This window comes from Actinomyces sp. HMT897 (assembly GCF_016626125.1).
Taxonomy (GTDB): domain Bacteria; phylum Actinomycetota; class Actinomycetes; order Actinomycetales; family Actinomycetaceae; genus Actinomyces.
Genome location: NZ_CP067336.1, coordinates 448,064 through 474,136 on the forward strand (window position 1 = coordinate 448,064; position 26,073 = coordinate 474,136).

Annotated in this window: 23 protein-coding genes; 12 read left to right on the forward strand and 11 right to left on the reverse strand. The window is 72.0% G+C overall.

Annotated elements, in window-relative coordinates; all coding sequences use genetic code 11:
• Window positions 1–150 precede the first annotated feature (150 nt).
• Window positions 151–555 carry a DUF3052 domain-containing protein gene (locus JJJ15_RS01825; protein WP_200511250.1) on the reverse strand — a complete coding sequence of 135 codons (405 nt, stop codon included), beginning with the start codon at window positions 553–555 and terminating at the stop codon, window positions 151–153.
• 345 nt (window positions 556–900) lie between these two features.
• On the opposite strand from JJJ15_RS01825, the gene aceE reads away from it, so the two are divergent.
• Entirely contained in the window at window positions 901–3,654 is a 2,754-nt protein-coding gene (gene aceE, locus JJJ15_RS01830; RefSeq protein WP_200511251.1) for a pyruvate dehydrogenase (acetyl-transferring), homodimeric type, read from the forward strand.
• Between the two features lie 57 nt (window positions 3,655–3,711).
• Here the strand turns inward: aceE and aspA are convergent, their stop codons facing one another.
• Window positions 3,712–5,184 (reverse strand): aspartate ammonia-lyase, encoded by a 1,473-nt coding sequence (gene aspA, locus JJJ15_RS01835; RefSeq protein WP_106109267.1) that lies wholly within the window; start codon window positions 5,182–5,184, stop codon window positions 3,712–3,714.
• A gap of 170 nt (window positions 5,185–5,354) precedes the next feature.
• Between aspA and JJJ15_RS01840 the strand changes: the two genes are divergently transcribed.
• The 3 genes from JJJ15_RS01840 (at window position 5,355) to JJJ15_RS01850 (ending at window position 8,197) form a co-directional block, all read left to right on the forward strand.
• Complete coding sequence (locus JJJ15_RS01840) at window positions 5,355–6,533, forward strand: helix-turn-helix domain-containing protein (RefSeq protein ID WP_200511252.1); 1,179 nt, start codon at window positions 5,355–5,357, stop codon at window positions 6,531–6,533.
• Between the two features lie 147 nt (window positions 6,534–6,680).
• On the forward strand, window positions 6,681–6,926 hold the full coding sequence (locus tag JJJ15_RS01845) for an acyl carrier protein (protein ID WP_246742215.1): 246 nt from the start codon (window positions 6,681–6,683) through the stop codon (window positions 6,924–6,926).
• The gene (locus JJJ15_RS01850) at window positions 6,926–8,197 is read left to right on the forward strand and encodes a beta-ketoacyl-[acyl-carrier-protein] synthase family protein (protein ID WP_200511254.1); all 1,272 of its coding nucleotides are present in this window, start codon (window positions 6,926–6,928) and stop codon (window positions 8,195–8,197) included. Before JJJ15_RS01845 ends, JJJ15_RS01850 begins: the two co-directional genes overlap by 1 nt.
• Window positions 8,198–8,218: 21 nt before the next feature.
• Here JJJ15_RS01850 and JJJ15_RS01855 read toward each other — a convergent pair whose 3' ends face one another.
• From JJJ15_RS01855 to JJJ15_RS01885, 7 genes are all read right to left on the reverse strand, one after another.
• Window positions 8,219–9,847: a hypothetical protein gene (locus JJJ15_RS01855; protein WP_200511255.1), complete on the reverse strand. Its 1,629-nt coding sequence runs from the start codon at window positions 9,845–9,847 to the stop codon at window positions 8,219–8,221.
• Window positions 9,844–13,218, reverse strand: coding sequence for a DUF5682 family protein (locus JJJ15_RS01860; protein ID WP_200511256.1), 3,375 nt, complete (start codon window positions 13,216–13,218; stop codon window positions 9,844–9,846). Before JJJ15_RS01860 ends, JJJ15_RS01855 begins: the two co-directional genes overlap by 4 nt.
• Window positions 13,215–14,294 (reverse strand): AAA family ATPase, encoded by a 1,080-nt coding sequence (locus tag JJJ15_RS01865; protein WP_106109273.1) that lies wholly within the window; start codon window positions 14,292–14,294, stop codon window positions 13,215–13,217. The genes JJJ15_RS01860 and JJJ15_RS01865 overlap by 4 nt, the downstream gene beginning before the upstream one ends.
• Window positions 14,294–16,909 (reverse strand): hypothetical protein, encoded by a 2,616-nt coding sequence (locus tag JJJ15_RS01870; protein WP_200511257.1) that lies wholly within the window; start codon window positions 16,907–16,909, stop codon window positions 14,294–14,296. The genes JJJ15_RS01865 and JJJ15_RS01870 overlap by 1 nt, the downstream gene beginning before the upstream one ends.
• 218 nt (window positions 16,910–17,127) lie before the next feature.
• Window positions 17,128–17,973, reverse strand: a complete 846-nt coding sequence (locus JJJ15_RS01875) for a DUF4132 domain-containing protein (RefSeq protein ID WP_200511258.1) — start codon at window positions 17,971–17,973, stop codon at window positions 17,128–17,130.
• A 309-nt stretch (window positions 17,974–18,282) separates the two neighbouring features.
• The gene (locus JJJ15_RS01880) at window positions 18,283–18,807 is read right to left on the reverse strand and encodes a hypothetical protein (protein ID WP_200511259.1); all 525 of its coding nucleotides are present in this window, start codon (window positions 18,805–18,807) and stop codon (window positions 18,283–18,285) included.
• 23 nt (window positions 18,808–18,830) lie between these two features.
• Entirely contained in the window at window positions 18,831–19,730 is a 900-nt protein-coding gene (locus JJJ15_RS01885; protein WP_200511260.1) for a hypothetical protein, read from the reverse strand.
• Window positions 19,731–20,687: 957 nt separating this feature from the next.
• On the opposite strand from JJJ15_RS01885, the gene JJJ15_RS01890 reads away from it, so the two are divergent.
• Window positions 20,688–21,473 (forward strand): hypothetical protein, encoded by a 786-nt coding sequence (locus JJJ15_RS01890; RefSeq protein ID WP_200511261.1) that lies wholly within the window; start codon window positions 20,688–20,690, stop codon window positions 21,471–21,473.
• A 3-nt stretch (window positions 21,474–21,476) separates the two neighbouring features.
• Here JJJ15_RS01890 and JJJ15_RS01895 read toward each other — a convergent pair whose 3' ends face one another.
• A complete protein-coding gene (locus tag JJJ15_RS01895; protein ID WP_200511262.1) occupies window positions 21,477–21,887 on the reverse strand; it encodes a hypothetical protein in 411 nt (136 codons plus the stop codon).
• Between the two features lie 45 nt (window positions 21,888–21,932).
• Window positions 21,933–22,391, reverse strand: a complete 459-nt coding sequence (locus JJJ15_RS01900) for a helix-turn-helix transcriptional regulator (protein ID WP_200511263.1) — start codon at window positions 22,389–22,391, stop codon at window positions 21,933–21,935.
• 298 nt (window positions 22,392–22,689) lie between these two features.
• Here JJJ15_RS01900 and JJJ15_RS13350 point away from each other — a divergent pair, with 298 nt between their 5' ends.
• The 7 genes from JJJ15_RS13350 (at window position 22,690) to JJJ15_RS01930 (ending at window position 26,016) form a co-directional block, all read left to right on the forward strand.
• On the forward strand, window positions 22,690–22,824 hold the full coding sequence (locus tag JJJ15_RS13350) for a hypothetical protein (RefSeq protein ID WP_281433030.1): 135 nt from the start codon (window positions 22,690–22,692) through the stop codon (window positions 22,822–22,824).
• Complete coding sequence (locus JJJ15_RS01905; RefSeq protein ID WP_200511264.1) at window positions 22,821–23,330, forward strand: hypothetical protein; 510 nt, start codon at window positions 22,821–22,823, stop codon at window positions 23,328–23,330. The genes JJJ15_RS13350 and JJJ15_RS01905 overlap by 4 nt, the downstream gene beginning before the upstream one ends.
• The gene (locus JJJ15_RS01910; RefSeq protein WP_200511265.1) at window positions 23,327–23,638 is read left to right on the forward strand and encodes a hypothetical protein; all 312 of its coding nucleotides are present in this window, start codon (window positions 23,327–23,329) and stop codon (window positions 23,636–23,638) included. The genes JJJ15_RS01905 and JJJ15_RS01910 overlap by 4 nt, the downstream gene beginning before the upstream one ends.
• A gap of 145 nt (window positions 23,639–23,783) precedes the next feature.
• Entirely contained in the window at window positions 23,784–24,059 is a 276-nt protein-coding gene (locus JJJ15_RS01915) for a hypothetical protein (RefSeq protein WP_200511266.1), read from the forward strand.
• Window positions 24,053–24,391, forward strand: coding sequence for a hypothetical protein (locus tag JJJ15_RS01920; protein ID WP_200511267.1), 339 nt, complete (start codon window positions 24,053–24,055; stop codon window positions 24,389–24,391). The genes JJJ15_RS01915 and JJJ15_RS01920 overlap by 7 nt, the downstream gene beginning before the upstream one ends.
• A complete protein-coding gene (locus JJJ15_RS01925; RefSeq protein WP_200511268.1) occupies window positions 24,388–25,224 on the forward strand; it encodes a hypothetical protein in 837 nt (278 codons plus the stop codon). The genes JJJ15_RS01920 and JJJ15_RS01925 overlap by 4 nt, the downstream gene beginning before the upstream one ends.
• Before the next feature lie 12 nt (window positions 25,225–25,236).
• Window positions 25,237–26,016: a hypothetical protein gene (locus JJJ15_RS01930; protein ID WP_200511269.1), complete on the forward strand. Its 780-nt coding sequence runs from the start codon at window positions 25,237–25,239 to the stop codon at window positions 26,014–26,016.
• The last annotated feature ends 57 nt before the right edge of the window (window positions 26,017–26,073 follow it).

Below are 26,073 nucleotides of genomic sequence, written 5' to 3' on the forward strand. Positions count from 1 at the left end.
ACGGCTGCAGGTTACGCCGTCAGGGCACCGCGGCGCCAGCACGGCCACCTGCTCAGCGCGCAGGCCGTCGGCAGGCCCCGCGCGGCCGTCAGGCGCACGCTCATGCCGCAGTCGGCGGCCCCGGGTACGGCCCGTCCCCGGGCCAGCCGCTCAGCGCCGTCGGCTGGAGACGCGGATACCGCTCCAGTGCTCCCCCATGGAGGCGGCGCTGGTCGCGTGCATGCCGGCGGTCCGCACGGCCTCCTCGATCTCGGAGGTCGGCACGGCGCCGGTGGTGCGCGCCTTGGGGGTCAGTACCCAGATGAGGCCGTCACCGTCCAGGTTGGCCTGGGCGTCCACCAGCAGGTCGGTGAGGTCGTCCACGTCGCCGTCGTCAGCACGCCACCACACGATCGCGGAGTCAGCCACGTCCTCGTAGTCCTCGTCTACCAGCTCGGTGCCCGTCAGGGTCTCGGCGGCCTCGCGCAGGGCCGGGTCGACGTCGTCGTCGTAGCCGAACTCCTGGACGATGGTCCCTGAGGTGAAGCCGAACGCCCCACCTACTGTACTCACCACGGTTGCGACCGTCCTTCCGGGGCAGCGCCCCATGCTCGTCGGTAACGAGGCCCCGTGGGCGGGGACCTCAACCCCTAGCCCACCGCACCACCCCCGCCTGACGCAAGCGCGGCACACTATCTGGATACCTCCGGCTGCCGCCGTACCGTCGGAGGTCGCCTGCAACCCAAAGAAAAGTGTCTAACCTCATACACAATATGGGACCTTGTGCCCTCTGAGGTGTGTCGGTCCGTGGTGCCGGGTCGTAGATTTGGTTCCCGTCAAGCCCAGCGGCGCCAGCCGGGACCGCCCTTGAGCGCAGGGCGACCGAGCCGTCTACCGCACCGACGCGAGAAAGAGGATCCCGTGAGCCCCACCAGTGACTCCACCCCGCTGATTGACGGCCTCCTGACCAAGGTCACCGACAACGACCCCGAGGAGACCCGCGAGTGGCGTGACTCGCTGGACGCCCTCATCGCCGAGAAGGGGGCTCCCCGCACCCGGTACATCCTCCTGTCCATGCTCGCCCAGGCCCGCCAGAGGAACGTCAACGTCCCCACCCAGACCACGACCCCCTACGTCAACACCATCGCAGTCGAGGACGAGCCCTACTTCCCCGGCGACGAGGGCGCCGAGCGCACCTACCGCCGCTGGCTGCGCTGGAACGCCGCGGTCATGGTCACCCGCGCCCAGCGTCCCGGGGTGGGCGTGGGCGGGCACATCTCCTCCTACGCCTCCACCGCCACCCTCTACGAGGTCGGCTTCAACCACTTCTTCCGCGGCAAGGACCACCCCGGTGGCGGCGACCACGTCCTCTTCCAGGGCCACGCCTCCCCCGGCAACTACGCGCGGGCCTTTATCGAGGGCCGCCTGAGCGAGGCCGACCTGGACGGCTTCCGCCAGGAGTACTCCCACCCCGCAGGCGGGCGCGGCCTGCCCTCCTACCCCCACCCGCGCCGTATGGAGGACTTCTGGGAGTTCCCCACCGTCTCCATGGGGCTGGGCCCGGCCGAGGCCATCTACCAGGCGTGGTTCGACCGCTACCTGGCGGGCGCGGGCATTAAGGACACCTCCGCCCAGCGCACCTGGGCGTTCCTGGGCGACGGCGAGATGGACGAGCCCGAGTCCCGCGGCATGCTCCAGCTGGCCGCCAACCAGCAGCTGGACAACCTGACCTTCGTCGTCAACTGCAACCTCCAGCGCCTGGACGGCCCGGTGCGCGGCAACGGCAAGATCGTCCAGGAGCTGGAGGGCTTCTTCAAGGGGGCGGGGTGGAACGTCATCAAGGTGATGTGGGGCCGCGGCTGGGACCAGCTGCTGGCCGCGGACAAGGACCACGCCCTGGAGCACCTCATGATGGAGACCCTCGACGGGGACTACCAGACCTTCTCCGCCAACGACGGCGCCTACGTGCGCGAGCACTTCTTCGGCCGCGACCCGCGCACCGCCGAGCTGGTCAGGGACTGGACCGACGAGGAGATCTGGGCCCTCCAGCGCGGGGGCAACGACTACCGCAAGGTCTACGCCGCCTACAAGGCCGCCACCGAGCACAGGGGACAGCCCACCGTCATCCTGGCCCACACCGTCAAGGGCTACATGCTCGGGAGCCACTTCACGGGGCGCAACGCCACCCACCAGATGAAGAAGCTGACCCTGGACGACCTCAAGGGCCTGCGTGACCGCCTTCACATCCCGATCACGGACGCCCAGCTGGAGGCGGACCCCTACCGGCCCCCCTACTACCGGCCGGCCCCCGACGACCCGGCCCTGCTCTACATGCTGGAGCGCCGCCGTCAGCTGGGGGGCTTCCTGCCTGAGCGCCGTGACGCCCCCAGGGCCCTGGAGCTGCCCGGGGACAAGGCCTACGCCGGTCTCAGGAGCGGGTCCGGCAGGCGCGAGGTGGCCTCGACCATGGCCTTCGTCCAGCTGCTCAAGGAGCTCATTAAGGACAAGGGCATCGGGCGCCGTATCGTGCCGATCGTCCCGGACGAGTCGCGCACCTTCGGCCTGGAGTCCCTGTTCCCCACCAGGAAGATCTTCAACACCCTGGGCCAGAGCTACACCCCGGTGGACGCCGAGATGATGCTGTCCTACCGGGAGTCCGCCTCCGGGCAGATTATGCACACCGGTATTAACGAGGCCGGCTCGGCCGCGCTGTTCCAGGTGGCCGGCACCAGCTACGCCACCCACGGCGAGCCCATGATCCCGGTGTACATCCTGTACTCCATGTTCGGCTTCCAGCGCACCGCGGACCAGTTCTGGGCCGCCGGCGACCAGCTGGCCCGCGGCTTCATTATCGGCGCCACCGCCGGACGCACCACCCTGACCGGTGAGGGCACCCAGCACATGGACGGCCACTCCCCGCTCATCTCCGGAACCAACGAGGCGGTGGTCACCTACGACCCCGGCTACGCCTACGAGATCCGCCACATTGTGCGTGACGCCCTGGAGCGCTGGTACGGGCCGGACTCCGGGCGCAACCGGGACGTCATGTACTACCTGACCGTCTACAACGAGCCGATCCGCCAGCCCGCCGAGCCCGAGGACGTGGACGTGGAGGGGATCGTCAGGGGCATCCACCGCCTCGCGGCCGCCCCCGTCGGCAGCGGCCCGCAGGTGACCCTCATGGCCTCCGGGGTGGCCCTGCCCTGGATCGAGCAGGCCCGCCGCCTGCTGGCCGAGGACTGGGGCGTACGCGCCTCCACCTGGTCGGTCACCAGCTGGGTGGAGCTGCGCCGTCAGGCCCTGGAGGCGGAGAGGGAGAACTTCCTGGACCCCGTCGGCCGGCCGCGCGTGCCCTACCTGACCGCCAGGCTCTCGGGCGAGCCCGGGCCCTTCGTGGCCACCAGCGACTTCGACCACCTGGTGGCCGACCAGATCCGCGCCTGGGTGCCGGGCCGCTACCACACGCTGGGTGCCGACGGCTTCGGCTTCTCCGACACCCGCGCCGCCGCGAGGCGCCACTACCTCATTGACGCCCACTGCGTGGTGGTCAAGGCCCTGCAGGCCCTGGCCGAGGAGGGGGTGCTGGACCGCTCCGTGGTGGCCCAGGCCGTCAGGCGCTACGACCTGCGCAACGTCCACGCCGGGGCCTCCGGCGCCCAGGGCGGTGACGCCTGAGGACGCCTCGGGCCGCCTCGGGTCAGCCCCACGGCCCGAGGCGGCGCTACGACGTCGTCAGTCGGCCTCCTCCGGGTCCTGGAGCACCTCGACCGAGGGGTCGGAGCCGGAGTAGACGTTGGCGTCACGGTACCGGGGCTGGAGGAGGTTGGCGGGGCTGAGGAGCTCGTCGAGCACGTCCTCGTCCAGCAGCCCCATCTCCAGGACCACCTCGCGCACGTTGCGACCGGACCGGGCGCACTCACGCCCCACCAGGTCGCCGTTGTGGTGGCCGATGACCTCGTTGAGGTAGGTGACGATGCCGATGGAGTTCAGCACGTTGCGGCGGCAGACCTCCTCGTTGGCCTCGATACCGCAGACGCACAGCTCCCGCAGGGTCCGCATGGCGTGGGTGAGCAGGGAGATCGACTCGAAGATGGCCTGCCCGATCACCGGCTCCATGACGTTGAGCTGGAGCTGGCCCGCCTCCGCGGCGAAGGTGACGGTGACGTCGTTGCCAATGACCTTGAAGCAGACCTGGTTGACCACCTCGGGGATCACCGGGTTGACCTTGGCCGGCATGATCGAGGAGCCCGCCTGGCGCTCGGGCAGGCGGATCTCCCCCAGGCCCGCGCGAGGCCCGGAGGAGAGCAGGCGCAGGTCGTTGCAGATCTTGGAGAGCTTGACCGCGACACGCTTGAGGGTGGCGTGCATGGACACGTAGGCGCCGGTGTCGCTGGTGGCCTCCAGGAGGTTCTGCGCCCCCACGATCGGCAGCCCGGTGATCGCCCGCAGGTGGCGCAGCACCGTCTGCTGGTAGCCGGGGGGCGTGTTCAGCCCGGTGCCGATGGCCGTGGCACCCAGGTTGACCTCCAGCAGCAGGGCGCTGTTGTGCATGAGGCGGGTAATCTCCTCGTCCAGGAGCACCGCGAAGGCCTTGAACTCCTGACCCAGGCTCATGGGGACGGCGTCCTGGAGCTGGGTGCGCCCCATCTTGAGCACGCCGGAGAAGTCCCGGCCCTTACGCACGATCGCGTCCACCAGGTCGCACAGCTCCACCTCCACGCCGTTGATCGCCTGGTAGAGGCCCAGGCGGAACCCCGTGGGGTAGGCGTCATTGGTGGACTGGGACTTGTTGACGTGGTCATTGGGGTTGACAATGTCGTAGCGCCCCTTGGCATAGCCCATGTGCTCCAGGGCGAGGTTGGCCACGACCTCGTTGGTGTTCATATTGACGCTGGTCCCCGCCCCTCCCTGGAACTGGTCCACGGGGAACTGGTCCATGCAGCGCCCCTGGTCCAGGATCTGGTCGCAGGCCCACACAATGGCGTCGGCGACCTGGGGGGACAGGGTCCCCAGGTCCCGGTTGGCCAGGGCCGAGGCCTTCTTGACCTGCACCATGCCGCGCACGAAGGTGGGCTCCTGACCCACGGTGCTCCCGGAGATCCGGAAGTTCTCCACAGCACGCAGGGTGTGGATACCCCAGTAGACGTCCAGGGGGACCTCGCGCGGCCCCAGCAGGTCGGTCTCAGTGCGGGTAGCGGCTAGCATCACGGAGTCTCCCTCTCGCCCGGCTCCGGGCATCGCGACCGTGCCCGCCCCACTCGGCGGGCGTACAGGGCGTATGCTACGCCGGTCTCCTCCCCGGCGCGTCAGCTCCCTGACACCACGACCGGTGCGGGCTGCGCGGGACCTGCGGGCGGGCTGGGTACGATCGGCCCATGGACGAGCTGAGCACTCCTGGGATCACGGCCCTGCGTCACCGTCAGGACAACCTGGTCGAGCACTCCCTGGACCGCGTCAGCGCCACCTACACCTGGTACCGCGGCCTCCCGCAGGACGCCCGCACGCAGATCGCCTCCGTGGCACGCCTGGGCGTGGAGATGTTCGTGGACTGGGTGGAGAACCGGTCAGCCGCCGCCAGCCCCACCCGCATCTTCTCCGTGGCACCCGCCACGCTGACGGGCGTGGTCACCCTGGACCAGACCCTGGGGCTGGTACGCACCGTCCTGGACGTGGTCCTGGAGGAGGCGCCCCTGCTGGTCCCCGAGGACGAGCACGACACCGTCCGGATCCTGGTCCTGACCTTCGGGCGGGACGTCGGGTTCGCCGCCGCCGAGGTCTACGCCCGGGCCGCCGAGGCCCGCGGCGCCTGGGGTGCGCGCCTGGAGTCCGTGGCGGTGGACGCCATGCTCCACGACTCCTCCCAGGACGTCGCCACCCGCGCCGCCGCCGCCGGGTGGCGCAGCGCCGGGCCGGTGGTGGCCGTGGCCGGACGCGCCCAGCTCGACGCCCTGGCGGTCTCCCGCCTGCGCCACCAGTGCCGGGGCATGGTCTCCGACTCCCTCATCTCGGTGCGGGGGGACTCCGTCATTATCGTCCTGGGCGGGGACACCGCGGGCGGGGCGCACGACGAGGAGACACCGGGCACCAGGGTGGACCAGGCCGCCACCCGGGTGGCCCAGGAGCTGGGCGGGGCCGCCGTCGTGGGGCCGGTGGCGGCCGACGTCGCCCGGGCCGGAGGCTCCCTGCGCTCGGCCCTGTCGGGCCTGCGCGCCCTGCCCGGCTGGACGGAGGCCCCCAGCCCGGTCCACGCCGACGAGCTCCTCCCCGAGCGGCTGCTGGGCGGCGACCCCCTGGCCACCGAGCAGATCCTCGCCCGCGTCTACTCCCCCCTCCACCTCATGGGCGACCCCTTCGAGGAGACGGTGGCCACCTACCTGGCCCTGGGCGGGTCCCTGGAGGCCACCGCACGCACGCTGTTCGTCCACGCCAACACGGTGCGCTACCGCCTGGGCCGGGTCAGTGAGCAGGTCGGCTGGGACCCCACCGACTCCCGTGACGCCCTCATGCTCCACGTGGCCATTATCGTGGCCCGCCTGGTGGGGGCGGACGCCTAGCCACCACGCCGGACCGTCCTTCGCCGTCGGCCCAAACCCGGCTACCTAAGGGCGTCCAGGGTACAAGGTCCCACCCTCATGGGGCACAATGCCCCTGCCCCCACCGACGACGGCGCCCCCGGCCCGTCCCAGCCCAAGGAGAGAGCAGTGGCCGACACCGCCGAGATCCTGTCCGTCATCACCCAGATCGTCGCCGAGGAGGCCGCCCTCGCCCCCGAGGCGGTGACCCGCGACTCCCGCTTCGCCCAGGACCTCGACATTGACTCCCTGGGCCTGCTCACCATCGCCACCCAGGTCGAGGAGCGCCTCGACGTGACCCTGGACGACTCCCTCATCCCCACCCTGCCCACCGTCGGCGCCCTGGTGGACCTGGTGGCCGCCCAGCGGGCCTGATGGCGCCTCCCGCCCAGCAGGCCGGAGGCGACCCGCCGCGCGCCGTCGTGGTCACCGGCCTGGGCACCACCAACCCGCTGGCCGGGGACGTGGCCGGCACCTGGCAGGCCCTGGGCGCCGGACGCTGCGCCGTACGCACCCTGCCCCGGGAGGTGACGCAGGTCGGCGGGCACGAGCTGCCGGTGCGCATCGGGGCGCCGCTGGCCGTCGAGCCCTCCCACGTCCTGGCCCCCCGGCAGGTGCGCCGCCTGGACCGCGCCAGCCAGTGCGCCCTGGTCGCCGCCCGCGAGGCCTGGCAGCAGGCGGGGGCCCCACAGGTTAACGCCGAGCGCCTGGCGGTCGTGGTCTCCCCCGGCATGGGACCGGTCCTGTCCGTCATTCAGGCCTGGGACACCCTGCGGGAGCGGGGCCCGCGCCGGGTGGCGCCCACGGCCGTGCCCGCCCTCATGCCCAACGCCCCGGCCGTGGCCGTGGGACTGGACCTGGGGGCCCGGGCCGGGATCCACGCCCCGGTCGCCGCCTGCGCCTCGGGGGCCGAGGCCCTCGCCGCCGCGGCCGACCTCATCTCCCTGGGGCGGGCCGACGTCGTCGTGGCCGGGGGGACCGACGCCGCCCTGCACCCCATGACGGTGGCGGCCTTCGCCGCCATGAGGGCCCTGTCCACCCGCAACGAGGACCCGGCGGCGGCCTCACGCCCCTTCGCGCCGGACCGTGACGGCTTCGTGCTGGGCGAGGGGGCGGGGATCCTGGTGCTGGAGGCGGCCGAGCACGCGGCCCGACGGGGCGCCCCGGCCCTGGCGGTCCTGGCCGGGGCCGCGGTGACCAACGACGCCTACGACGTGGCCCGCCCCGAGGACAGCGGGAGGGCCCAGGAGCGGGCCCTGCGCCTGGCCCTGGGGCGCGCCGGGGTGGCCCCGCAGGCGGTGGGGCACGTCAACGCCCACGCCACCTCCACCCCCGTCGGCGACGTGGTCGAGGCCCGGGTGCTGGCCCGGGTCCTTAGCGCAGCGAGGGTGAGCGCCACCAAGTCCTCCACCGGGCACCTCCTGGGAGGCGCCGGGGGCCTGGAGGCGGTCCTGACGGTCATGGCACTGGTCACGGGCCAGCTGCCCCCCACCCTGCTGCCCGGCGGGGTAGACCCCCAGGTGAGCGCCACCGGGCTGGACGTGGTGGGGCCGGCAGGACGATCGGCGCCCGGGCTGCGGGCCGCGGTCAGCACGTCCTTCGGCTTCGGCGGGCACAACGTGGCCCTGGTGCTCACCCGCGGCTAGGGCACCGACCCGGCACCGGCGTCAGTACTCGGCCAGCGCCAGCCAGGCCCGCACCAGGGCCACCGGGTCACTGACCCAGGCGCCGTCAAAACGACGGCTGCCCTCCTGGCTCGCCCGGGCCAGGCCATCCAGGAGCTCAGCGGCGAAGGGCGCCCCGGCCGCGCGCAGCCACGCCACGTCCCGCCCCAGGTAGTCCGAGGCCAGGACCACGGCCCCGGCCTCCAGGACCCGGCTGAGCCAGCGGCCGGTCACCTGGGTCACGGAGGGCACCTCCTGGTCCCAGTCCCGGGTCCCCTCCCCGGTGCCCGCGGGCTCAGGGGGCCCCAGCTCCCCCACGACCCAGCCGCGGCCCACCCGGTCCAGGCCCGGCCACCACACCCCGCCCAGCTCCTCAGGCAGGACGATCGGCGGCCTGGCACCCATACCCAGCAGCTCCAGGCCGGCCTGCCCCTGACGGCACAGGCAGCGCACCCGCGCGTCCCGGACCCGCCCGAAGAGCTCCGTGGCCGGGCCCGCCCCCAGGGCGCGGGCGGCACGCCCCAGACCCAGCCGGACGCCGTCGACCTCCAACCCGGCCCGGTCGCCCCCGGTGGGGTGCCCCTCCACGACCACCAGGCCCGGTACGCCCACCCGCCCCCACCCCTGCCAGGGCCCCTGGACGGCGACCCGCACCGAGGCGCCCCCGCCCAGGCGCCCCTCCGCGCTGGCCCGCGCCCCACCGACCACCAGCACGTGCCGGGACAGGACCGCCAGGGACTCCTCGACCCCGCCCCAGTCCTCCCCAGCCCGGTACCGCCGGGCCACCGTGTCCGCCCCGCCGGGCCGCACCCGGCTCAGGGTCCAGGACCGGCTGGCAGCGTCCACGTAGGTGACCTCGGCACCGGCGAAGCCCGAGGCCGTCAGGACCGGCTCAGCAGCCAGGGGGCTCAGGACCAGGCCCCCGACCTCGTGGTAGGCGGCCCGGGCCCGCCCCAGCAGGTCGGGGCCCACCTGACCGGCCTTATCGGCCCGCCCGAGCCGGTAGAGGTTGCCCAGGAGGGCGCCCAGGGCCTCCACCCGCTCCTGGGAGGGGTCCGACAGGCCTGTCAGGAAGGCGGTCAGGGCCCTCTCGGCCACCAGCAGGCGGTGGACCCGCGCCGCGTGCAGGTCGCTGGCCAGGGCCGAGCGCAGGGAGGCAGGGACCCTGACCACACCGACCTGGAGGACCTGGGCCAGGTGGCCCAGCAGGCAGGCGCGCACCTCCCGCTGCCCCTGGCTGAGCCCGCCCCCGGCTGTTCCCCGCCCCTCCCCGCGGCCCCGCCCCCCACGGGCCGCCTCCCCGGCACCGGGCTGGCCCAAAGGGACCGCCCCCGGCCCGGCCCGACCGGTCTGGCTGGGCTGGCCGGCCTGGTTGGGCTGGCCGGCCTCGGCGAGCGGGAGCAGCAGGGCCACGACGGCGCGGTGGGCGCAGGCGGGCGCCAGGAGGCAGTCGCAGGCGATCTGCCCGGGCTCACTGACCACCTCCGCCTGCGCCACCCTCACCGTGGCGCTCCCCAGACGCACCACCTCCCCCAGCTCAGGGGGGTCGGCCAGGAGGGCGTCCACACGACGCCGGACCCGGGGGGCCAGGGCGTCCACCGTGGCCGCCTGGAGGGCCGGGTCGATCCTCATCCGCGTACCACCTCACCCACCCACCGGGCCAGGTCCAGGGGCGAGAGGACCGCCACCCGCATGCCGGCCGCGGCAAGCTGCCGGGCCGTGCCGACGTTGTAGGCCGCCACCCCGGCGTCGTCCAGGGCCGCGCACCCCGCCAGGTGCACCCCGGCGGCGTGCATGGCCTCGACCTGCTCCAGCAGCGGCGCCACCGACCCGCCCTCCTCAAAGTCCGAGACGAGCACGCACAGGGTGCGGCCGGGCACCCGCACCCGCGAACGCGCCACCTCCATGGCCCCGGCAATGTCGGTACCGCCCCCGACACGGACCTCCAGCAGCAGCGCCAGGGGGTCGTCCACGTACCCGGAGAAGTCGATCACCTCCGTGGAGAAGGCCAGGAAGGTCACCTCCAGGCAGGGCACGCCGGTCAGGACGGCGGCGGTCAGGGCGGAGAAGACCACGGAGCGGGACATGGACCCGGAGGCGTCCACCACCACAATGAGGTGCCAGTCCGCCTCCTTGGCCACCGGCTGGCGGAACACCGGGTGGACGGGGACCACCTGCGCCCGCCCGTCCAGGGGCACCACGTGGCGCAGGTTGGCCCTCAGCGTGCGGGGCAGGTCGAGCCGCCCCACGTGGCGGCGCGTGGGGCGGGCCCCGGACAGGCCCGTCAGCGCGGGCCGCAGACGGACGGCCAGCGTCTGGGTCAGCTCCCTCACGAGGCGCGCCACCAGGGGACGCAGGCGGGCCAGACGGGCCTCGGGCAGGGAGCCGACCAGGGACAGGGCGGTGGTGAGCAGCTCCACGGAGGGACGTACCTCGGCCGGGTCCAGGGACTCCAGGACGTCAGCCCGGCCCGCCTGCGCCGCCTGGGTCAGGATCTCCTCGACGGCGTCGTGGCCGAAGAGCACCTCGATCTCCTCGCGCCACTGGCGCGCACCCAGCTGGGAGGGGCCCCGGCACTCAGACCGGTGCCCGGGGTCCAGGTCCTCAGAGCGGCGCCCGGGGTCCAGGCCCTCAGGACGGCGCCCGTAGAGCTCGTCCAGGGCGGAGGCCATACGCCGCCCCCGGGAGGGGAGCCGGTGCTGCTGCGTGCCGAGCACCATACGCCAGCGCTGGGCCGGGGAGAAGGCCAGGTCGGCCAGCCCGAGCTGGGCCAGGCGGCGGCGGGCCCGGGTGTCGTAGCGGGCGGCGGCGACCGTGTCCTTAAGGCTGAGGACCAGTGCGGGGGCCGGGCCGAGCTGGTGGGCCAGGTCCGCCAGGAGGCGCTCGCGGTCCTCGGGTGCCAGGACGTCGAAGCCGCCGCGCAGGGCGGGCAGGATAGCGACGAACTCGGCGTCGGCCATGGTGGAGACCTCCTCCACCAGGGCCCGGGTGGCGGTGGCGGTCTCCAGGCGGCTGCCCGCCGTGACCAGCAGTCCCGCCAGTCTGCGGCGCAGGTCGTGACGGGCCTGGGCGGTGGGGGCGCTCAGCCAGGAGACGAGGCGCCGGGAGAGGTCGTCCTGGCCGGGGGCGTCGAGCAGGAGCCCTGAGGCGGCCCCCTGCATGAGCGGGGAGCCGTGGGTGGTCAGGTGGGCCAGGGCGTGGGACAGGCCCAGCTCGTGGTCGGCCGCCTCGGTGGCGAAGGCGGCCAGGGCCGCGGCGTCCTCCAGCCGGTCCGATCCTGACAGGCCGGCCAGCTCCCGCAGTGCGGCGCCGGTGAGCTCCTGACGCAGCAGCCCGGCCCGCCGGCGTACGTCCTGGGGCAGGAGGCCGGCCCCGGGCACGCGGGCCAGGGCCACGTCGGCCAGGGTGCCGCCCAGGGCGACGGCGTCGGTGAAGCCGACCTGCGCCACCTGGGGGGCGAGGTGGTCCAGGGCCCGCTCCAGGGCCGGGGTGCTGGCGCACTGCGCGGCGTCGGTCAGCAGGCGGTGGAGCGCGGGGGTGTCGGGCAGGGGCCGGGTCATGAGCGTGCTGGTGGCCACCTGCTCGGGGGTGAGTCCGCGAGGGGCGGCCAGCTCGATACCGGCCTCGGTGGCGGCGCTCCAGGCCAGATGCCAGGTCAGGGTGACCCTCGGGGCCCCTCGCCAGCTGCGGGGGTCCTCACAGGTCCCGTAGCCACTGCCTCCGGTGAGCAGGCGGTGGAGCAGGACGTGGCGTTCCAGCTCACGTCCTCCCCGGGCGGGAGCGAGCGTGAGGGTGCGGGGCCGGTCCACGGGCAGTCCCAGGCGCTCCAGCTCGGCGACGACGGCGTCGCGCAGGGGCGCACGCGGGGTCCCGGGGGCCAGGGAGCCGCGTCTGTCACCGACGAGGACGTCCTCCAGGACCGAGGCGACCGCCCGCCCGCGTCCCAGGACCTCGCCCTGGGCGAGCACGGAGGTGGTGGCCTCAATGAGCTCACGGCGTGAGGGGGCGCCCAGGCCCCGCAGGGTGGCCAGGTCCAGGGCGAGGCGGGCGGTGGCGGTGGCCTCACCGGGCCCGGCCGGGTGCCCGGCGTCACGCAGCCCGCGGGTGACGAGGGTCACGACCTGGGTGGTGTCCTGTCTGATCCGCTCAGGATCCAGGCCGGAGTCGACGACCAGCTGCTGCCACGCGGGGTCGCGGATACCAGCCGGGTAGCCGGAGCGGGAGTCGAGCTGGGCGAAGCCGTAGGCCACGACGCAGCCGACGACCCCGTCAGGGTCCTCAGTCCCCTCCGCCTCCTGGTAGCCGACGACGTCGAGCAGCGCCGGGGCGTGGAAGGCCCCGACGAGGGCGGCCACGCGCCTGCCGGCGGCCAGGTGGCGGGCGGTCCGGCGGCGCATGGACTCCTCACGGGCCAGGGTGAGGGCGTCGGGGCGCCCGGCCCGGCAGCGGGCGGCCCAGCCGTGGGCCAGGGCGGCGGTGCGCACCTGCCCGGGAGTGGATCCGGGGGCGTGGGCCTCCACGAGCCGGTCCCAGATCTCCTCGGCGTCCTCGGTGCGCGCCCTGGCCCGCCGGGCCAGGGCCTGCCAGAGGGCGCCCCCCGGCTCCTCGGACCGGGCGCCCTCCTCGTCCTCCTCCTTGAGGCCGCCGGGATCCTCGGGGTGTGCCGCCCCCACGGGCAGGTCAATGCAGTCCACCTCGACACCGTGGTCGCGGGCCCAGCGCAGGGCGACCAGCTCGGGTGAGAAGTCGGCCATGGGGTAGAAGGCCATGTCCCCCTCGTGGGAGAAGGCCAGGGCCAGGGGGGCGCGGGCCCGGGGGTGGGTCAGCCAGCCCAGCCACCCCCGGGCCTGGGACGGCAGCTCAATGGCCAGGACCTGGGGGTCGGCCTCCTCCAGGAGCGCAGGCAGGACGGCCGCCAGCGCGGGCGAGTGGTGGCGTACGCCCACCAGGTAGGGCTCCCGGCTGGCCACCAGCCGGTCCACGACTCCGGCGGGGTCGGTCATGTCTCGAGCACGTGGCGTTGCTGCCACAGCTGGACCCAGCTGGGGCTGCCCTGCTCGGCCCGCCGCCTGACCACCGCGTCCCAGTAGGCCAGCAGGCGGGCCCCGTCCTGGGGGTCGTCCTTGCGCACGGCCCCCAGCAGCTGGCCGGGGACGAGGCGCAGGCCGTCGCGGGCGTGGGGGAAGAAGGCCCCGGCCAGGGCGATGGACTCCGAGACCGCCACGGCCTCGGCGGTGGAGAGCACGGTCGAGGGCCGCTCCACGGCCCACCCCTCCTGGCTCACGCCCCCGCGCAGGTCCCGGAAGGCGGTGACCAGGGTCCGCACGACGACGTCGTCCACGCTGGCGGGGGCGCCCACGCCTTCAAGGGCCCGGCGGGTGCGCTCCCGCACCAGCTCGACCTCGGCGTCGGCGTCGGCGATGGGCTCCACGGCCTCGAAGTTGAAACGGCGTTTCAGGGCGGCGCTCATCTCGCTCACGCCCCGGTCGCGCAGGTTGGCGGTGGCAATGAGGCAGAACCCGGGGCGGGCGGCCACGGCGTGGTCGCCGAGCTCGGGGACGGCCAGGCGGCGCTCGGAGAGCACGGAGACCAGGGCGTCCTGCACCTCCGGCAGGCAGCGGGTGATCTCCTCCACCCGGACCACCCGTCCGCTGGCCATGGCGGCCATGACCGGGGAGGGCACCAGGGCCTCCGGGGCGGGTCCCGCGGCCAGGAGCTGGGCGTAGTTCCACCCGTAGCGCAGCTGGTCCTCGGTGGTGCCGGCGCTTCCCTGGACGGTCAGGGCGCTGGTGCCGCAGACGGCGGCGGCCAGGAGCTCGGAGAGCATGGACTTGGCGGTGCCGGGCTCGCCCACGAGCAGCAGCGCCCGCTGCCCGGCCAGGGTCACCACGCAGCGCTCCACCAGGGAGACGTCGCCGACGAACTTGCGGCTGACGTGCAGTCGTGGTGAGCCGCAGACGAAGGCGACCACGGCCTGGGGGGTGAGCCTCCAGCCCGGGGGGCGCGGGCCGGTCTCCTGGGCCAGGCGCTCCAGCTCCTTGGCGTAGAGGACCTCTGGTGGCGGGACCTGCTGCTCCATCAACGTCTCCTGGTCTGGGTGCTCGGCTCGGTGTAGCCGGGGCGGTCCCCGTCACGGTAGCGCCGCCACGCACCGGCGAAGACCTGCCCCAGCGGCAGGAGGGGCAGGACGGCTGCCAGGCGCGGGCGCACGCGGTCGCTACGGTCGAGATCGTACAGGGGCGCCTTCCACGCCTCCATCGGATGGTGGGGGGCCCGGGCCGGCATCCACCCGCCGGGCAAGAAGAGGCTCCGGCCCGCGCGCTCCCGCCTGGCCTCCACCACCAGGCCCCGGGCCAGCAGGTCGGCGCCCGCCTGGCGCAGCCGGGCGGCGCCCCAGTGGTTCCAGGACCTCACCTGCCGGTCGGCGGGGTGGTGCAGGGCCAGGAGCTGGAGCCAGTAGCGGGCGGCGTCAGCTCCCAGGCCCAGGGCCGCGGAGACGTCGGCCACCACCTGGGGGGCGCTGGCCAGCGGGTCCTGGCCGGCGCCGGTCCCCGCGACACGCAGGTCGGCGACGAGCTCGTCGCAGCGCCCGGAGAGCAGGACGACGGGAGCGTGCAGGTAGTCCGCCAGCTCCCCCAGGGCGGCCACCCGGGCGGCCTCGGCCCGCCAGTCGGTCACCTTGGCGGGCTCCCACACCAGGTGGCCTGCCCGCCCGTCCGTGAGAGTCCACGCCCCGCCGGTGCGCCCGTCGCCGACCCGGCCGTCCGCACGCGGGGGCAGTCCCAGGACGGCGCACGCCTGGGCGCCGTCATCGACCCGGACCTGCCAGGAGCGCTCACGCCAGCTCCCTTTGAGCACCTCGAGCTGGTCGGCGAGCCAGGGGCGGGCGGGGTGGTCGCGCTCCAGGCGGGAGGCCAGCCACAGCAGGGGCTCCAGGCGGGTACGCTGGTCCACGCCCCGGCGCATGAGGGCGTACAGGTCGATGTCGGCCTCCCGCCCCATGACGGTGAGGGCCTCGGGCGCCAGGACGTCGGGCAGGACCACCCAGCCCGCGCGGTGCGCCCGCCAGTAGTCGGCCATGGCCTCCGCGTCCAGGCCCTGGGCTACCACCCGCGCGGGGTCGGCCGCCCCGGCGCCGATCATGCCCACGAGCAGGGCGGGGTCCAGGTGGCTCAGGAAGCCGGACGCCCCCTGCGCCTGGGCCGCGCTCAGGTGCAGGCGCCTGCGCAGGTCCTCCAGGACGGCGCGCGGCCAGTTCCACAGCATCGCCGGGATCTCGGTCAGCAGGAGCTGGGCGGCGGCCACCGACCAGCCGGTGCCCTGCGCCAGGGCCTCGGCCCGACGCGGGTCCCACGGGGGCGGTCCCTGGCGGAGGAGGTGGGTGAAGGCGTCGCTGACGGCGTCGGCCCCCACCCCTGAGGAGTCCATGAGCCTGGTCGTCGGGTAGGGGCCGACACGGGCGGGTACCGTCCCGGTCAGGGACAGGACCGTGCACACCGTGAACTCGTCCTGGTTGATCCGTGACAGCCTCGTGTCAATGACCGTCCCCGTCGCCTGGTCGTCACCCACCCGGGTGCCGCGGGCGTAGGGCTCGGCGCCACGGGGGAACGTGAAGGAGTAGGCCGTGGTCCGTGGCGTCACCAGGCCGGCGTCGGCCAGGGCGGCGTGGAGCGCGGCCGCACCACGCACCCAGTCGGGCCTCTGGCCGGGCACGGCGGCGCAGTGGCTGGGCATGGCGGCGCAGGCCAGCAGCACCTCGGGGTGGGTGACCGCCACGAGGACGAGCTTGCCCATGTAGCCCATGGGGGTCGGCTGGCCGTGCATGGTCCGGCCCAGGGCCAGGATGTCGGCCCGGGTGGGGGTGCGGCTGCCGGCCCGGGGCTGCGCCCAGCTGACCACGAAGGCGTCGGGCTCCACGGACGAGGGGGCCGGGGCCGCCTGCCCGGTAGGGCCGGGGGCGGCCTGCGCCCGGGGGCCGGGACCGGGGTCGTCGGCCAGGGCGCGGCGGATCCGGGGGTTGGAGCGGATCAGGTCCTCCAGGAGGCGCCTGGCCTGGGGGTTGGTGTGGGTCAGGGTGGTCAGGGTCTGGTGGTGGGTCCTCCAGAAGCCTGCCGGGGCCCGGGAGGTGGCCGGCAGGGGCAGCAGGGCTGTCAGCAGGCGGGCCTGGACCTGCCCGGGGTCCACGCCCGCGGCCACGGCCAGACGACCCAGGTCCGCCCCCAGGGACGCGTAGGGAGGCATCCCCCCACGCACCCGCTCCACGTTCAGCCCCAGGAACGCCTCCAGGGCCTCACCCGGGGTGGCACGCCCCGGCAGGGACCGCGCCAGGCGCCCCATCTCCCCGGCACCCACCGCCCCCGCCAGGGCGAACTCCAGGAACACCTCACGGTCACGCTCCTCGTCCACCACCAGGCCGTGCACCCGCTCGGCCTCCCGCGCCAAGGAGAACAACCGCGCCGCGCACACCCTGTTCCCCACCCCCAGGAACACCCGCGCCCCCTCCTCCAGGAACGTCGGCAGGAAGTGCGGCGCGCACCCACCCAGCACACCAGCCACCTCCTCCACCACACCCATCGCCCGACCCGGACGCGCACCCGCCAGACGCGCCACCCGCCCCAGGTCCCCCACCAGACCCAGCGCCAGACCCGCACCCTCCGGGTCGTGCACCACCACCCACCCCGGGAACCCCACCACCCTCCCACGACCAAACCCCACACGCACACAACCCACACCCACCAAACCAACCACACCACACAACGCATCCTCCACACCCACCAAAGACTCCGACACCAACCTCACCACACGACGATCACCCAACACCCCACAAGAATAAGAACGAGCCACAAACCACACACCACCACCCCCACTACTCAAAGCCACACCACCACAACCAACAACCACAGAATCACTAATCACTTTTCCACCTCGATCGTGCGTCCGGCGTAGATGAGCCCGGCCATGCGCACTCCCTCGGAGTAGGCCACCGGCCCCACACTGGCCACCGGCAGGACGGCGTCCTCGCTCTCCCAGTACAGCTCGCCGGTGCTGGTCTCGTAGTCGGGGTTGTCCACACCGATCCAGTAGCGGGCCACAACCTGGTGGCCGTTCTCCCAGACGGTGGTGGTGGCATAGCCGCCGGAGATCTTGAACCCTTTGCTGACGGCCCGTGCCGCGGCGAAGCGCAGCTGGTCGAACTCCCCGCCGGCCCAGGTCTCCAGGGTCCTGACCTCCGGATCCGGTGGCGGGGAGGGCAGGCGGTGGATCTCACGGAAGAGCTGGTCCAGGCGCTGGGTCACGCCCAGCTCGACGGCGAAGGCACGGATCTCCTCCAGCTCGGGCAGCAGCACCGGGTGGGGGATGAGGACCCGGTCGGCCGTCAGGAGCAGGGACTCACCGTCCAGGTCGACGACGCCGAGGCCCTCGTCGTCGGCGGCCCGCAGGAACCCGGTCTGGCCCTCCTCAGTGAGGACGACGGTGTCGGTCAGCCAGGAGCGCCAGGCCTCGTCGGCCCAGACCTGGGTCAGCAGGACGCGCGGCACGGGCAGGGAGCGCAGGAACCAGCGCTCCACCTGCTCCCCGACCTCGGCGTCGTGGGTGCGCAGGAAGTCGAGGAGGGCGGCCAGGGACTCATAGGCCTCCGTGTCCCTGGCCTTGGGCGGTACGGTGGCCAGGACCCTGCCCCTGGCGTTACGAGCCACCACGGCGCCGTCGCGGATCGTGAGCTCGTACCCGGTACCTGTCGGGGTCCACTCCTGCATGTCCGTCTCCTGTGTGGCACGGCGGGAAGTACACCGGAACGTTACCAACAAGACGATACCTGGTACAAACCACCCCGGCAGGACGCCGGGAGGACGGGGAGCCTGTGGAGCTAGGGGGATTCGAACCCCGCAAGCGGGGGACCGCGACAACCGCAGGGTACCACGGTTTTCGTGGTGGTGGCGCCGGAAGGTCCGTGCGTCTAGGCCCCTCCGCGTAGCGTCCTCGCCCGCCTGTCTCGCGCCTTCTGCGTGTCACGTGACACGACGGGCGTACCGCGTGTCACGTGACACGATGGGTGCCGAGGTGCCTCACCCCTCGCTCCTGCGATGCAGCGGGAGGTGCGCGACGTTGTCAAAAGCCGCCTGGTTCTCCTCATCGCGATCCTGCGTGCTGCTCGCCTGCACACAGATCCACAGGAAGAGGAACTGGTAGCTCGTACTGGTCAGAAGGAGTCCACCGCACGCCTCAAGCAGAAGCACAGCCACTCCCCCGGGCACCGGGAGGAGCGTGGTGATCGCGAAGAGCATTGTCATTGTCGGGAGGCCGAACAGGCTGAGTACCTGACGAGAGAGGGACTTGCCGAACTGCTTACGCAGGTTACGGAAGACGAGACCACGCTCGGAGAGCAGGAACGCGCTGGTGATACCGGCTATAGAGGCAAGAAACCCTGCGGCGGTCAGGACCCCGTTGACAATATCGTTGAAACCTTCTGGCCTTCTTATCGGAGCCTGCGTCAAGACTGATGAAACCAGGTGCGCCAGCGGGGGCAGGAGGCTGGCACCAGCGAGGAGGAAGGGGTTGTCGGCAATTTTGCTTACGTCGGGTCGGCTCACTTGTGACCTCCTAGCGTGTCCGATCAGGAACTCAGGTACTCTCTATTATCCCATATTGCCTGCGTCAGCGCACGCAAGGCCTCCTCGTGAGACAAAGGCGTTCCGTCGTCGCACTGGATCACCGCCCGCGCTGTGAGCCTGTCACTAATAAAGTCCACCACCTCCGTCCTGGTGCTCTCGCAGTCGTCAACGAGCAGACGTGCCGTAGCTTTCTGAGCGCCGGGTAGCTCGGATAGCCTTACGACCTCGTCAAGGAGCTGGGACTCGCTGTCCCGCCCTTTCTTGTGGTGTCCGAGACTGAAGGAGAAGGTCACGTCCCCCTCTCCGCCAGCCATACCTCTGCTTGCCTCGAGTACCCGCTTTATGACTCCTGTTGACCCGTCTACGCTGACCGGGACCTTGACGGTGAACCCCAGGGCCCCATGCGCCCGCCTCAGCTTCTCCCTGGCGTCCTTGCGCATCACGGGGAGCAGACGGACCTCGAGGTTGGCGTCACCGAGTCTGGACACATGGGTCATCCAGTCCGCTATGGCGGCGGGGCGGGGGCTGCCTGACGTACCCATGACCGCGATGTAGGGGGAGTGGGACAGGTGCGCGACGTAGGCCTGCTCGATGAGAAGTCCCTTGAGGACGAGGGGCTGTGGCATGTCGGCGCCCACGGTGAGGCTGGGGTTGTCCACGGGCGAGCGCTTCTTGCCGACGATGAGGAAGTCTTTCCCCACGACGTCGGCAGTACTCGCCCACCCGGTGTAGTCCAGGCCGTTACGTCGTGTGCTGCGGTGCTCCGGGGAGGGTGCGGCCATGCAGTGGGTGTGGACCAGATCGAAGATCTGGTCCGCCTTGCCGGGTACGGGGTGTTCGTCGCGGTCGATGACCTTGACCTCGAGGAACCGGACGGTCCGGTTGACGTTTCGTGTCGCCATGGGTGGTGTGCTCCTGCTCGGATGACGCGCTCGGGTCACCCTGGTCCTGGGGCGCGGGCAGGTGGGGTACGGGGGTGCCGGGCTGCGGGGTGGGGTACACGGTAGCCCTTGTCTGGGGCAGTGGTGCCTTGGTCGTGGTGGCGAGTCGCTGCTACCACGCACCATGACATGGACCTTGGTCCTACTTGTTCGCGGGGTTCGGGGCCCGGACCAGCTACTGCCTTAGATGCCCGCCCTGGCCGGGGCGGGAGGTGTCCTGGGGTCCGGGCACCGAGGGCACCGATTTTTCGGAAACCCCTTTTCAGGGAGACGGGCACCGATCGGGGCCAGGCACCGACCCAGGGTTTTCGTTGGTATCACGCCAAAAGGTCCAAGTCCGGGCACCGAGGGCACCGATTTTTCGGAAACCCCTTTTCAGGGAGGCGGGCACCGATCGGGGCCAGGCACCGACCCAGGGTTTTCGTTGGTATCACGCCAAAAGGTCCAAGTCCGGGCACCGAGGGCACCGATTTTTCGGAAACCCCTTTTCAGGGAGGCGGGCACCGATCGGGGCCAGGCACCGATCGGGGCACAGTTTTTTCGGCGTCGTTCCAACGAAAGGTCGGAACGGGCACCGATATGGCCCTCGCTGGGAAAGTTTCTCTCACGCGCGCGCGCGTATAGGGAAAGTTTCCGAAAAATCGGTGCCCTCGGTGCCCGGTGCGACTTTTTGTTGGTATCACGCTGAAAAGTCGGGCACAGTTTTTTCGGAAATCGGTGCCCGATCTGTGCCCGACTTGGACCTTTCGGCGTGATACCAACGAAAAATCGGTGCCCAAATCGGTGCCCGGACCTTGGTCCCATGCCATCGGGTCACCAGCCCCCCGGTCCCAGCCAGCCGAGGCACCTGCGCACGGTCCCCGCGGTACGATCCAGGTACCCTACACAGCCCGTCCTCTACCGAGGAAGACCCGGCCCATGCGCACCGTACGCGCCACCACCGTCCTCCTGGCCGCCCTCGCCCTGACCACCGCGTGCGGCACCGCCCACCACACCACGACCACGACACCATCACCCTCCCCCTCCACGTCTACGTCGCGGTCGGCCGCACCCAGGCCCACACCGACACCCGAGCCCCTGCCAACCTCGCCGTCCCAGCGAGCCGTCGATCTCTCCTGCCAAGCAGACGGCAACTACTCCAGCAGGCTCTTCTTCCGTACCCTGACCGACGCCTGGACCTCAGGACACGCCCTGACCTCCTGCGAGGCCACCAAGGCACCCCCGGCCGGCACCGTCCTCCTCGCCGCTGAGGAGCAGGCCGTAAAGGCCTCCGGGGGACGGGCACTCGCAGCGATGTACGCCCAGTGCGCACGCCCACGCCTCGGCTACCCGGACACCATGACCTCGCTCAGCAGGCCCCAGGTAGACGAGGCCTCAGCCCTGCTGCTCCTGTGCCCGGACCACCCTGACGCGGCCACCGTCCAGACGATGATGACGCAGGGCGAGCAGGACCATGCGGACGTGGCGGCAGGCCGACTGGTCTACGCGGGCTTGCACCACGTCGGCACGGACATCCAGGTCGGCACCTACGTCGCCGAGAGCACGACCGGTTTCCAGGCCTGCTACTGGGAGGCGCTGGATCCCGCCGGGGAGATCCTGGACAACGGCTTCCACGCAGGCGCCTTCCGGGTAGAGATGACCGTCCCGGCTGGCGCGTACTCCGTCCGCGTACAGGGGTGCGGAGGCTTCCGCCTCCAGGGGTAGCTCCTATGCGCCAGGAGCGTCGCGCTCCCGCCTTCCCGCCCGTCTGAGCGCGTCCTGGTAGGCGACGACGACCCAGGTGGGTACCTCCAGCTCTGCGGCGAGGGCTCCTACGGCGGGACCGGCCACGGCCTCGGCGGCCGCGTACCGGCCGACGTCGAGCAGACGACAGGCCACCTGCCTGTCGATCCTGGCCTCCACCCCGCGCCCTTGGTGGCCGGCATCCCCGCGCTCCACGTGGTACAGCTCGTGCATGAGGGTCGGCACGGCCGCCCAGCCCGGCATTCCCGCCCGCAGGTAGATCCGCCCCTCGGCGGGCACGTACAGGCCCCGTAGCGTCCCCGGCAGGTACGCCTCGACCACGGTCAGCCGGTACCGCGCGCACTCGCCCACGAGGGCCTCCAGGGACGGCCTCACGGCGTGAGGGTAACCCCACTTAGCGACGTCCCCCTCTTGGTTTGCCTACAGGGCGCCGAATGCCTCGGTCTCGGCCTCCGGGTTCGTCCCCGGGTCGTGGGCGGCCACGTCCCACTCCCCCAGGTCCGCGGGGGCGTCCACCAGGGGCAGCCCCCGACCGAGCGTCCCGCGGCGCCTCATGGGCACCACGTCAGGCCGCGAGCGCGCGGCCTCTTCCGACCCCTCCTCTTCTATGAGATTGCTCACTCTAGCTTCTGTGATCAGCTGCGCCTCGGCCTCACGCAGCACCTCGACAGGCGCAAGGCCCAGCGCCCTCACGATCGCGACGAACTCGCCAAGAGTCATCGGCCGATCCCCACGGAGCACGTCGTTTGCCCGAGTCCTTGCCACTCCTGCCCGTTCCGCAAGGGCGCGAACAGAGAGTCCAGCGCCGGTGCGAGCCGACTCAAGCAAGACGAGGACGCAGCGGTCGATCTGCGTGACAGCGAGGCTTCGTGATCCCATGCGCCGATTGTCCCCTCTTGCCACCAAGTCGACGAGAGGACCCCAACATGCCCACACCAGCTGCCCTAGTCGCTGAGATCCGCGCCGAGACTGCTCGGCAGGGCCTCACGACCAGCGCCCTAGCCCGAAGGGCTGGCATGCGTAGACAGAACCTGTCTGAGAAGCTCAACGGACGTCGCGTCATCACAGTGCCAGATTTTCTCGCCGTTGCTACGGCGCTCCAGATCCCAGCTTTTGAGCTGTTCCGCCGCGCAGAGTCAGCCATGTCCCTCACCGGCCGTGAGAGGGGTGAGGGCCGGTGAGCGTGGTCGTCGAGATCCGTCTGCGCCTGCCGGTGCCTGTCATCCTGCCGGACGATGACCGGACCGTGATTGACACGGCGCTGCGCGCCTGGCAGGCCGCCACCAACGCCGCCGAGGAGGCCCTCTCATGAGCGCCGTACCGCCTGGGTGGGGGCGCCCGGACCGGGTATGGGCCCGCCACGTGCGCCGCCGCGACGTCGTGTGGGGCCAGGGGTGGCACGGCCGGAGCATCGAGGAGGTGGTGCGCCTGGCCCGTGCGGCGGAGGACGACATCGACCTCCTGCTCGACCAGGTGAACCTCCTCCGAGACGCCCTCACCCAGATCCAGCGCCTGGCCGAGACGGAGGACCAGGAGATCGAGGTCGTCGGAGCGGACAACCTCCTGGGCTCCGTCTGGACGGCAGCACACGACGCCCTGAGCGGGAGGCGCTACCCGTACCTCCCAGCTCACGGAGACCACCCACGCCCGCAAACCCTTGAAGAAGGACGAATGATGCCACCCTACGACTACGACCGCGGCTACGACGGCGGCCTGGACATCGGCTACTGCCCCAGGTGCGGGCAGGACATGACCGGTGAGCCCCCGTCCACCAGCGTGTGCACCACCTGCCTGGCCCTGGACGGGGACGAACGATGACGTCCCTCGCCGGCCTCCCCCCTGTCGTCAGCCTGGAGGAGGCAGCCCGCTTCCTGCGCCTGACCACGGGCACCACACGCCGCCGCCTCGCCGCCGGCGACATCATCGGCTGGAAGGAGGGGAGCGCTGGCTGGCGCACCACCCCCCAGGCGCTCGCCGACTACATCCAGGCCCGGACCCGCACCACCACACCAGCAGGCCCACCAGGCCCACCAGGTCACCGCACCGCCCAGGCCACGGCCCCTAGGAGCCCACGCGCCAGGGCCATGAGAGCCCGCCGCAACACCCGCAGCAAGGAACAGCCGTGAGAGGACACCACCTGGCAGCCACATGGGGCGCAGCCGCAGCAGCAGCCCTGCTCACAGCCGGCCTGGCCAGCGGGTACGTGCACCCAGTGGGACTGGCACTCGCCATCCTGTCAGCCCTGGTCCTCCTCCATGGAGAGACCAGACCATGACCCCCACCAAGGCCCTCACCCACATCCACACCCTCCTACGCCACCACGTACACGTCAGACACATGACCCTCACCCCCGACGGAGACCTCACCATCGGCCTGACCAGTCGCCACCAGGTCACCACAGCCCGCGACCTCCTGGCCCCCTCCGCAAAAGTCACCGACCACACCACTATCGACCTCCTCGGCACCACCACCTGGGACCTCACGGTCAACGCCGGAGACCTCCACCTCACCCACCAGTCCACCGAAAGGCCCACCACGCCATGCTGACCGCCGATCAGATCATGACCCTCACCGACCTCACCACCCGCTACACCAGGCTCAGGGAAAAGCTCGAGGAGACCAGGGCAGAGCTCGACACCATCACCACCGCCATCGCCGCCCTCGCCCCGAAGGGCACCACACAGGTCGGCGACGTCAAGATCACCGTCACCACACCCGGCACGCTCAACATCAAGGCCCTGACCATGGCCTACCCCTACGACGAGCACCCCGACCTCTACACCCACAGGATCAGCACCAAGGCCGTCAGGGACACCCTCGCCCCCAACGCCCTGACCTCCTTCACCCGCACCGGCTCCCCGAGGGTGACCATCAAGTGACCACCACACCACCAGCTCCCACCCCGACCCCGGCAGGCATGGACCACGACCTCTACGGCGACTACCTCGCCCCCTACACAGGAGCAGGCGCCGAGACCGCCTTCACCCAGGTCCGGAACATCATCGAGTACCGGCTCTCCCACTCCCCCCGGTCCCTCCAGAGGCGCATCGGCCCCTCCGAGCTGGGCACCCCCTGCGACCACTGCCTCGCCGCGAAGCTCGCAGGATGGGAGGAGCACACCGGCAGCCCGTCCTGGTACCCCGGGGTCGGGACAGCCGTCCACGCCATGTTCTCCGACCTCCTCATCCAGGAGGTCATCACCCGACGCGCCACAGACGGCACAGGCGCGGAGTGGCTGAGCGAGCAGACCGTCACCGTCGGCCGGGTAGGAGGCGTACCCATCACCGGCTCCTGCGACCTCTACCACGTACCCACCGGCACCGTCATCGACTTCAAGGTCGTCGGCCCCACCACGATCACGGCCGCCAGGACGTCAGGACCGTCAGAGACCTACCAGGCACAGATCGACCTCTACGGTACAGGCTGGCTCAACCAGGGCATGCCGGTCACCGAGGTCGGCATCTGGTACGTCCCCCGCAACGCCCCCACCCTCGCCCGCGGGCACGTCTACCACCGCCCCCACGACCCCGACCACGCCCAGAGGGTGCTGGACCGCGCCGACAGGCTCGCCCAGCAGGCCTCCACCCTCGCCCAGGTAGTGGGCGAGCAGGCACGAGACGCCTGGATCAGCCAGCTCCCCCGCGCCGATGGGTGCCGCTCCTGTGAACGCTACCCCGACTACACACCAGCCCTCGACCAGATCACCGCCTAAGGAGACAGGAAGATGAACCCCATCACCAACCCCCTCGACGCCATCGACGCCGCCCTCGCCGTCGGCGGACGCTCCTTCTTCAACCGGGACACCCCCATTGGTGCCTCCGTCACCGGCACCGTCACCAGCGCGACCCTCCAGCAGATCACGGACTACGTCACCAAGCAGCCCAGGACCTGGGACGACGGCCGCCCCCAGCAGCAGGTCGTCATCACCCTGGAGACCAACCTGTGTGACGGCCCCGACGACGACGGCACCCGATCCGTCTACATCAAGACCTGGGGCATCCAGGGTCGGGCCCTGCGTGACGCCATCCGCGCCTCCGGAGCCACCCGCGCCTCAGAGATCCTCATCCCCGGCACCGTCATGACCGCCACTCTCACCGGCACGACCCCCTCCTCCATGGGCACCCCTGCGAAGGTCTACGCCTACACGTTCCAGAGAGGCGCCGCCGCGGGCCTGGACCAGGCACTCACCCAGGGCGCCCCCACGCCAGCCCCACAGCCCGCCTACCAGGCCCCCACGCCAGCCCCACAGCCCGCCTACCAGGCCCCCACGCCAGCCCCACAGCCCGCCTACCAGGCCCCCACGCCAGCCCCGGACACGGACCCCCGCCCCACCCAGGCCCCCACGCCAGCCCCACAGCCCGCCTACCAGGCCCCCACGCCAGCCCCGGACACGGACCCCCGCCCCACCCAGGCCCGGACCCTCGCCGCCACCGGCCTCACCACCGAGCAGATCGCCGCCGCCCTCGCCACCACACCCACCCAGGTCCAGGACTGGCTCGCCTAGACCACCCAGGGGCCCCACGAAAAGGCGTGCAGCCCGTCCGAGCCGGGCGGCCCCACC

What these genes read in the sequence shown, in the direction of transcription:
- aspA (WP_106109267.1), bottom strand. Translation starts at nt 5,184, where the DNA reads ATGCTAGCCGCTACCCGCACTGAGACCGACCTGCTGGGGCCGCGCGAG.
- JJJ15_RS01885 (WP_200511260.1), bottom strand. Translation starts at nt 19,730, where the DNA reads ATGGCGACACGAAACGTCAACCGGACCGTCCGGTTCCTCGAGGTCAAG.
- JJJ15_RS01920 (WP_200511267.1), top strand. Translation starts at nt 24,053, where the DNA reads ATGCTGACCGCCGATCAGATCATGACCCTCACCGACCTCACCACCCGC.
- JJJ15_RS01850 (WP_200511254.1), top strand. Translation starts at nt 6,926, where the DNA reads ATGGCGCCTCCCGCCCAGCAGGCCGGAGGCGACCCGCCGCGCGCCGTC.
- JJJ15_RS01915 (WP_200511266.1), top strand. Translation starts at nt 23,784, where the DNA reads ATGACCCCCACCAAGGCCCTCACCCACATCCACACCCTCCTACGCCAC.
- JJJ15_RS01900 (WP_200511263.1), bottom strand. Translation starts at nt 22,391, where the DNA reads ATGGGATCACGAAGCCTCGCTGTCACGCAGATCGACCGCTGCGTCCTC.
- JJJ15_RS01910 (WP_200511265.1), top strand. Translation starts at nt 23,327, where the DNA reads ATGACGTCCCTCGCCGGCCTCCCCCCTGTCGTCAGCCTGGAGGAGGCA.
- JJJ15_RS01840 (WP_200511252.1), top strand. Translation starts at nt 5,355, where the DNA reads ATGGACGAGCTGAGCACTCCTGGGATCACGGCCCTGCGTCACCGTCAG.
- JJJ15_RS01855 (WP_200511255.1), bottom strand. Translation starts at nt 9,847, where the DNA reads ATGAGGATCGACCCGGCCCTCCAGGCGGCCACGGTGGACGCCCTGGCC.
- JJJ15_RS01860 (WP_200511256.1), bottom strand. Translation starts at nt 13,218, where the DNA reads ATGACCGACCCCGCCGGAGTCGTGGACCGGCTGGTGGCCAGCCGGGAG.
- JJJ15_RS01875 (WP_200511258.1), bottom strand. Translation starts at nt 17,973, where the DNA reads ATGCAGGAGTGGACCCCGACAGGTACCGGGTACGAGCTCACGATCCGC.
- JJJ15_RS01930 (WP_200511269.1), top strand. Translation starts at nt 25,237, where the DNA reads ATGAACCCCATCACCAACCCCCTCGACGCCATCGACGCCGCCCTCGCC.
- JJJ15_RS01890 (WP_200511261.1), top strand. Translation starts at nt 20,688, where the DNA reads ATGCGCACCGTACGCGCCACCACCGTCCTCCTGGCCGCCCTCGCCCTG.
- JJJ15_RS01865 (WP_106109273.1), bottom strand. Translation starts at nt 14,294, where the DNA reads ATGGAGCAGCAGGTCCCGCCACCAGAGGTCCTCTACGCCAAGGAGCTG.
- JJJ15_RS01905 (WP_200511264.1), top strand. Translation starts at nt 22,821, where the DNA reads ATGAGCGCCGTACCGCCTGGGTGGGGGCGCCCGGACCGGGTATGGGCC.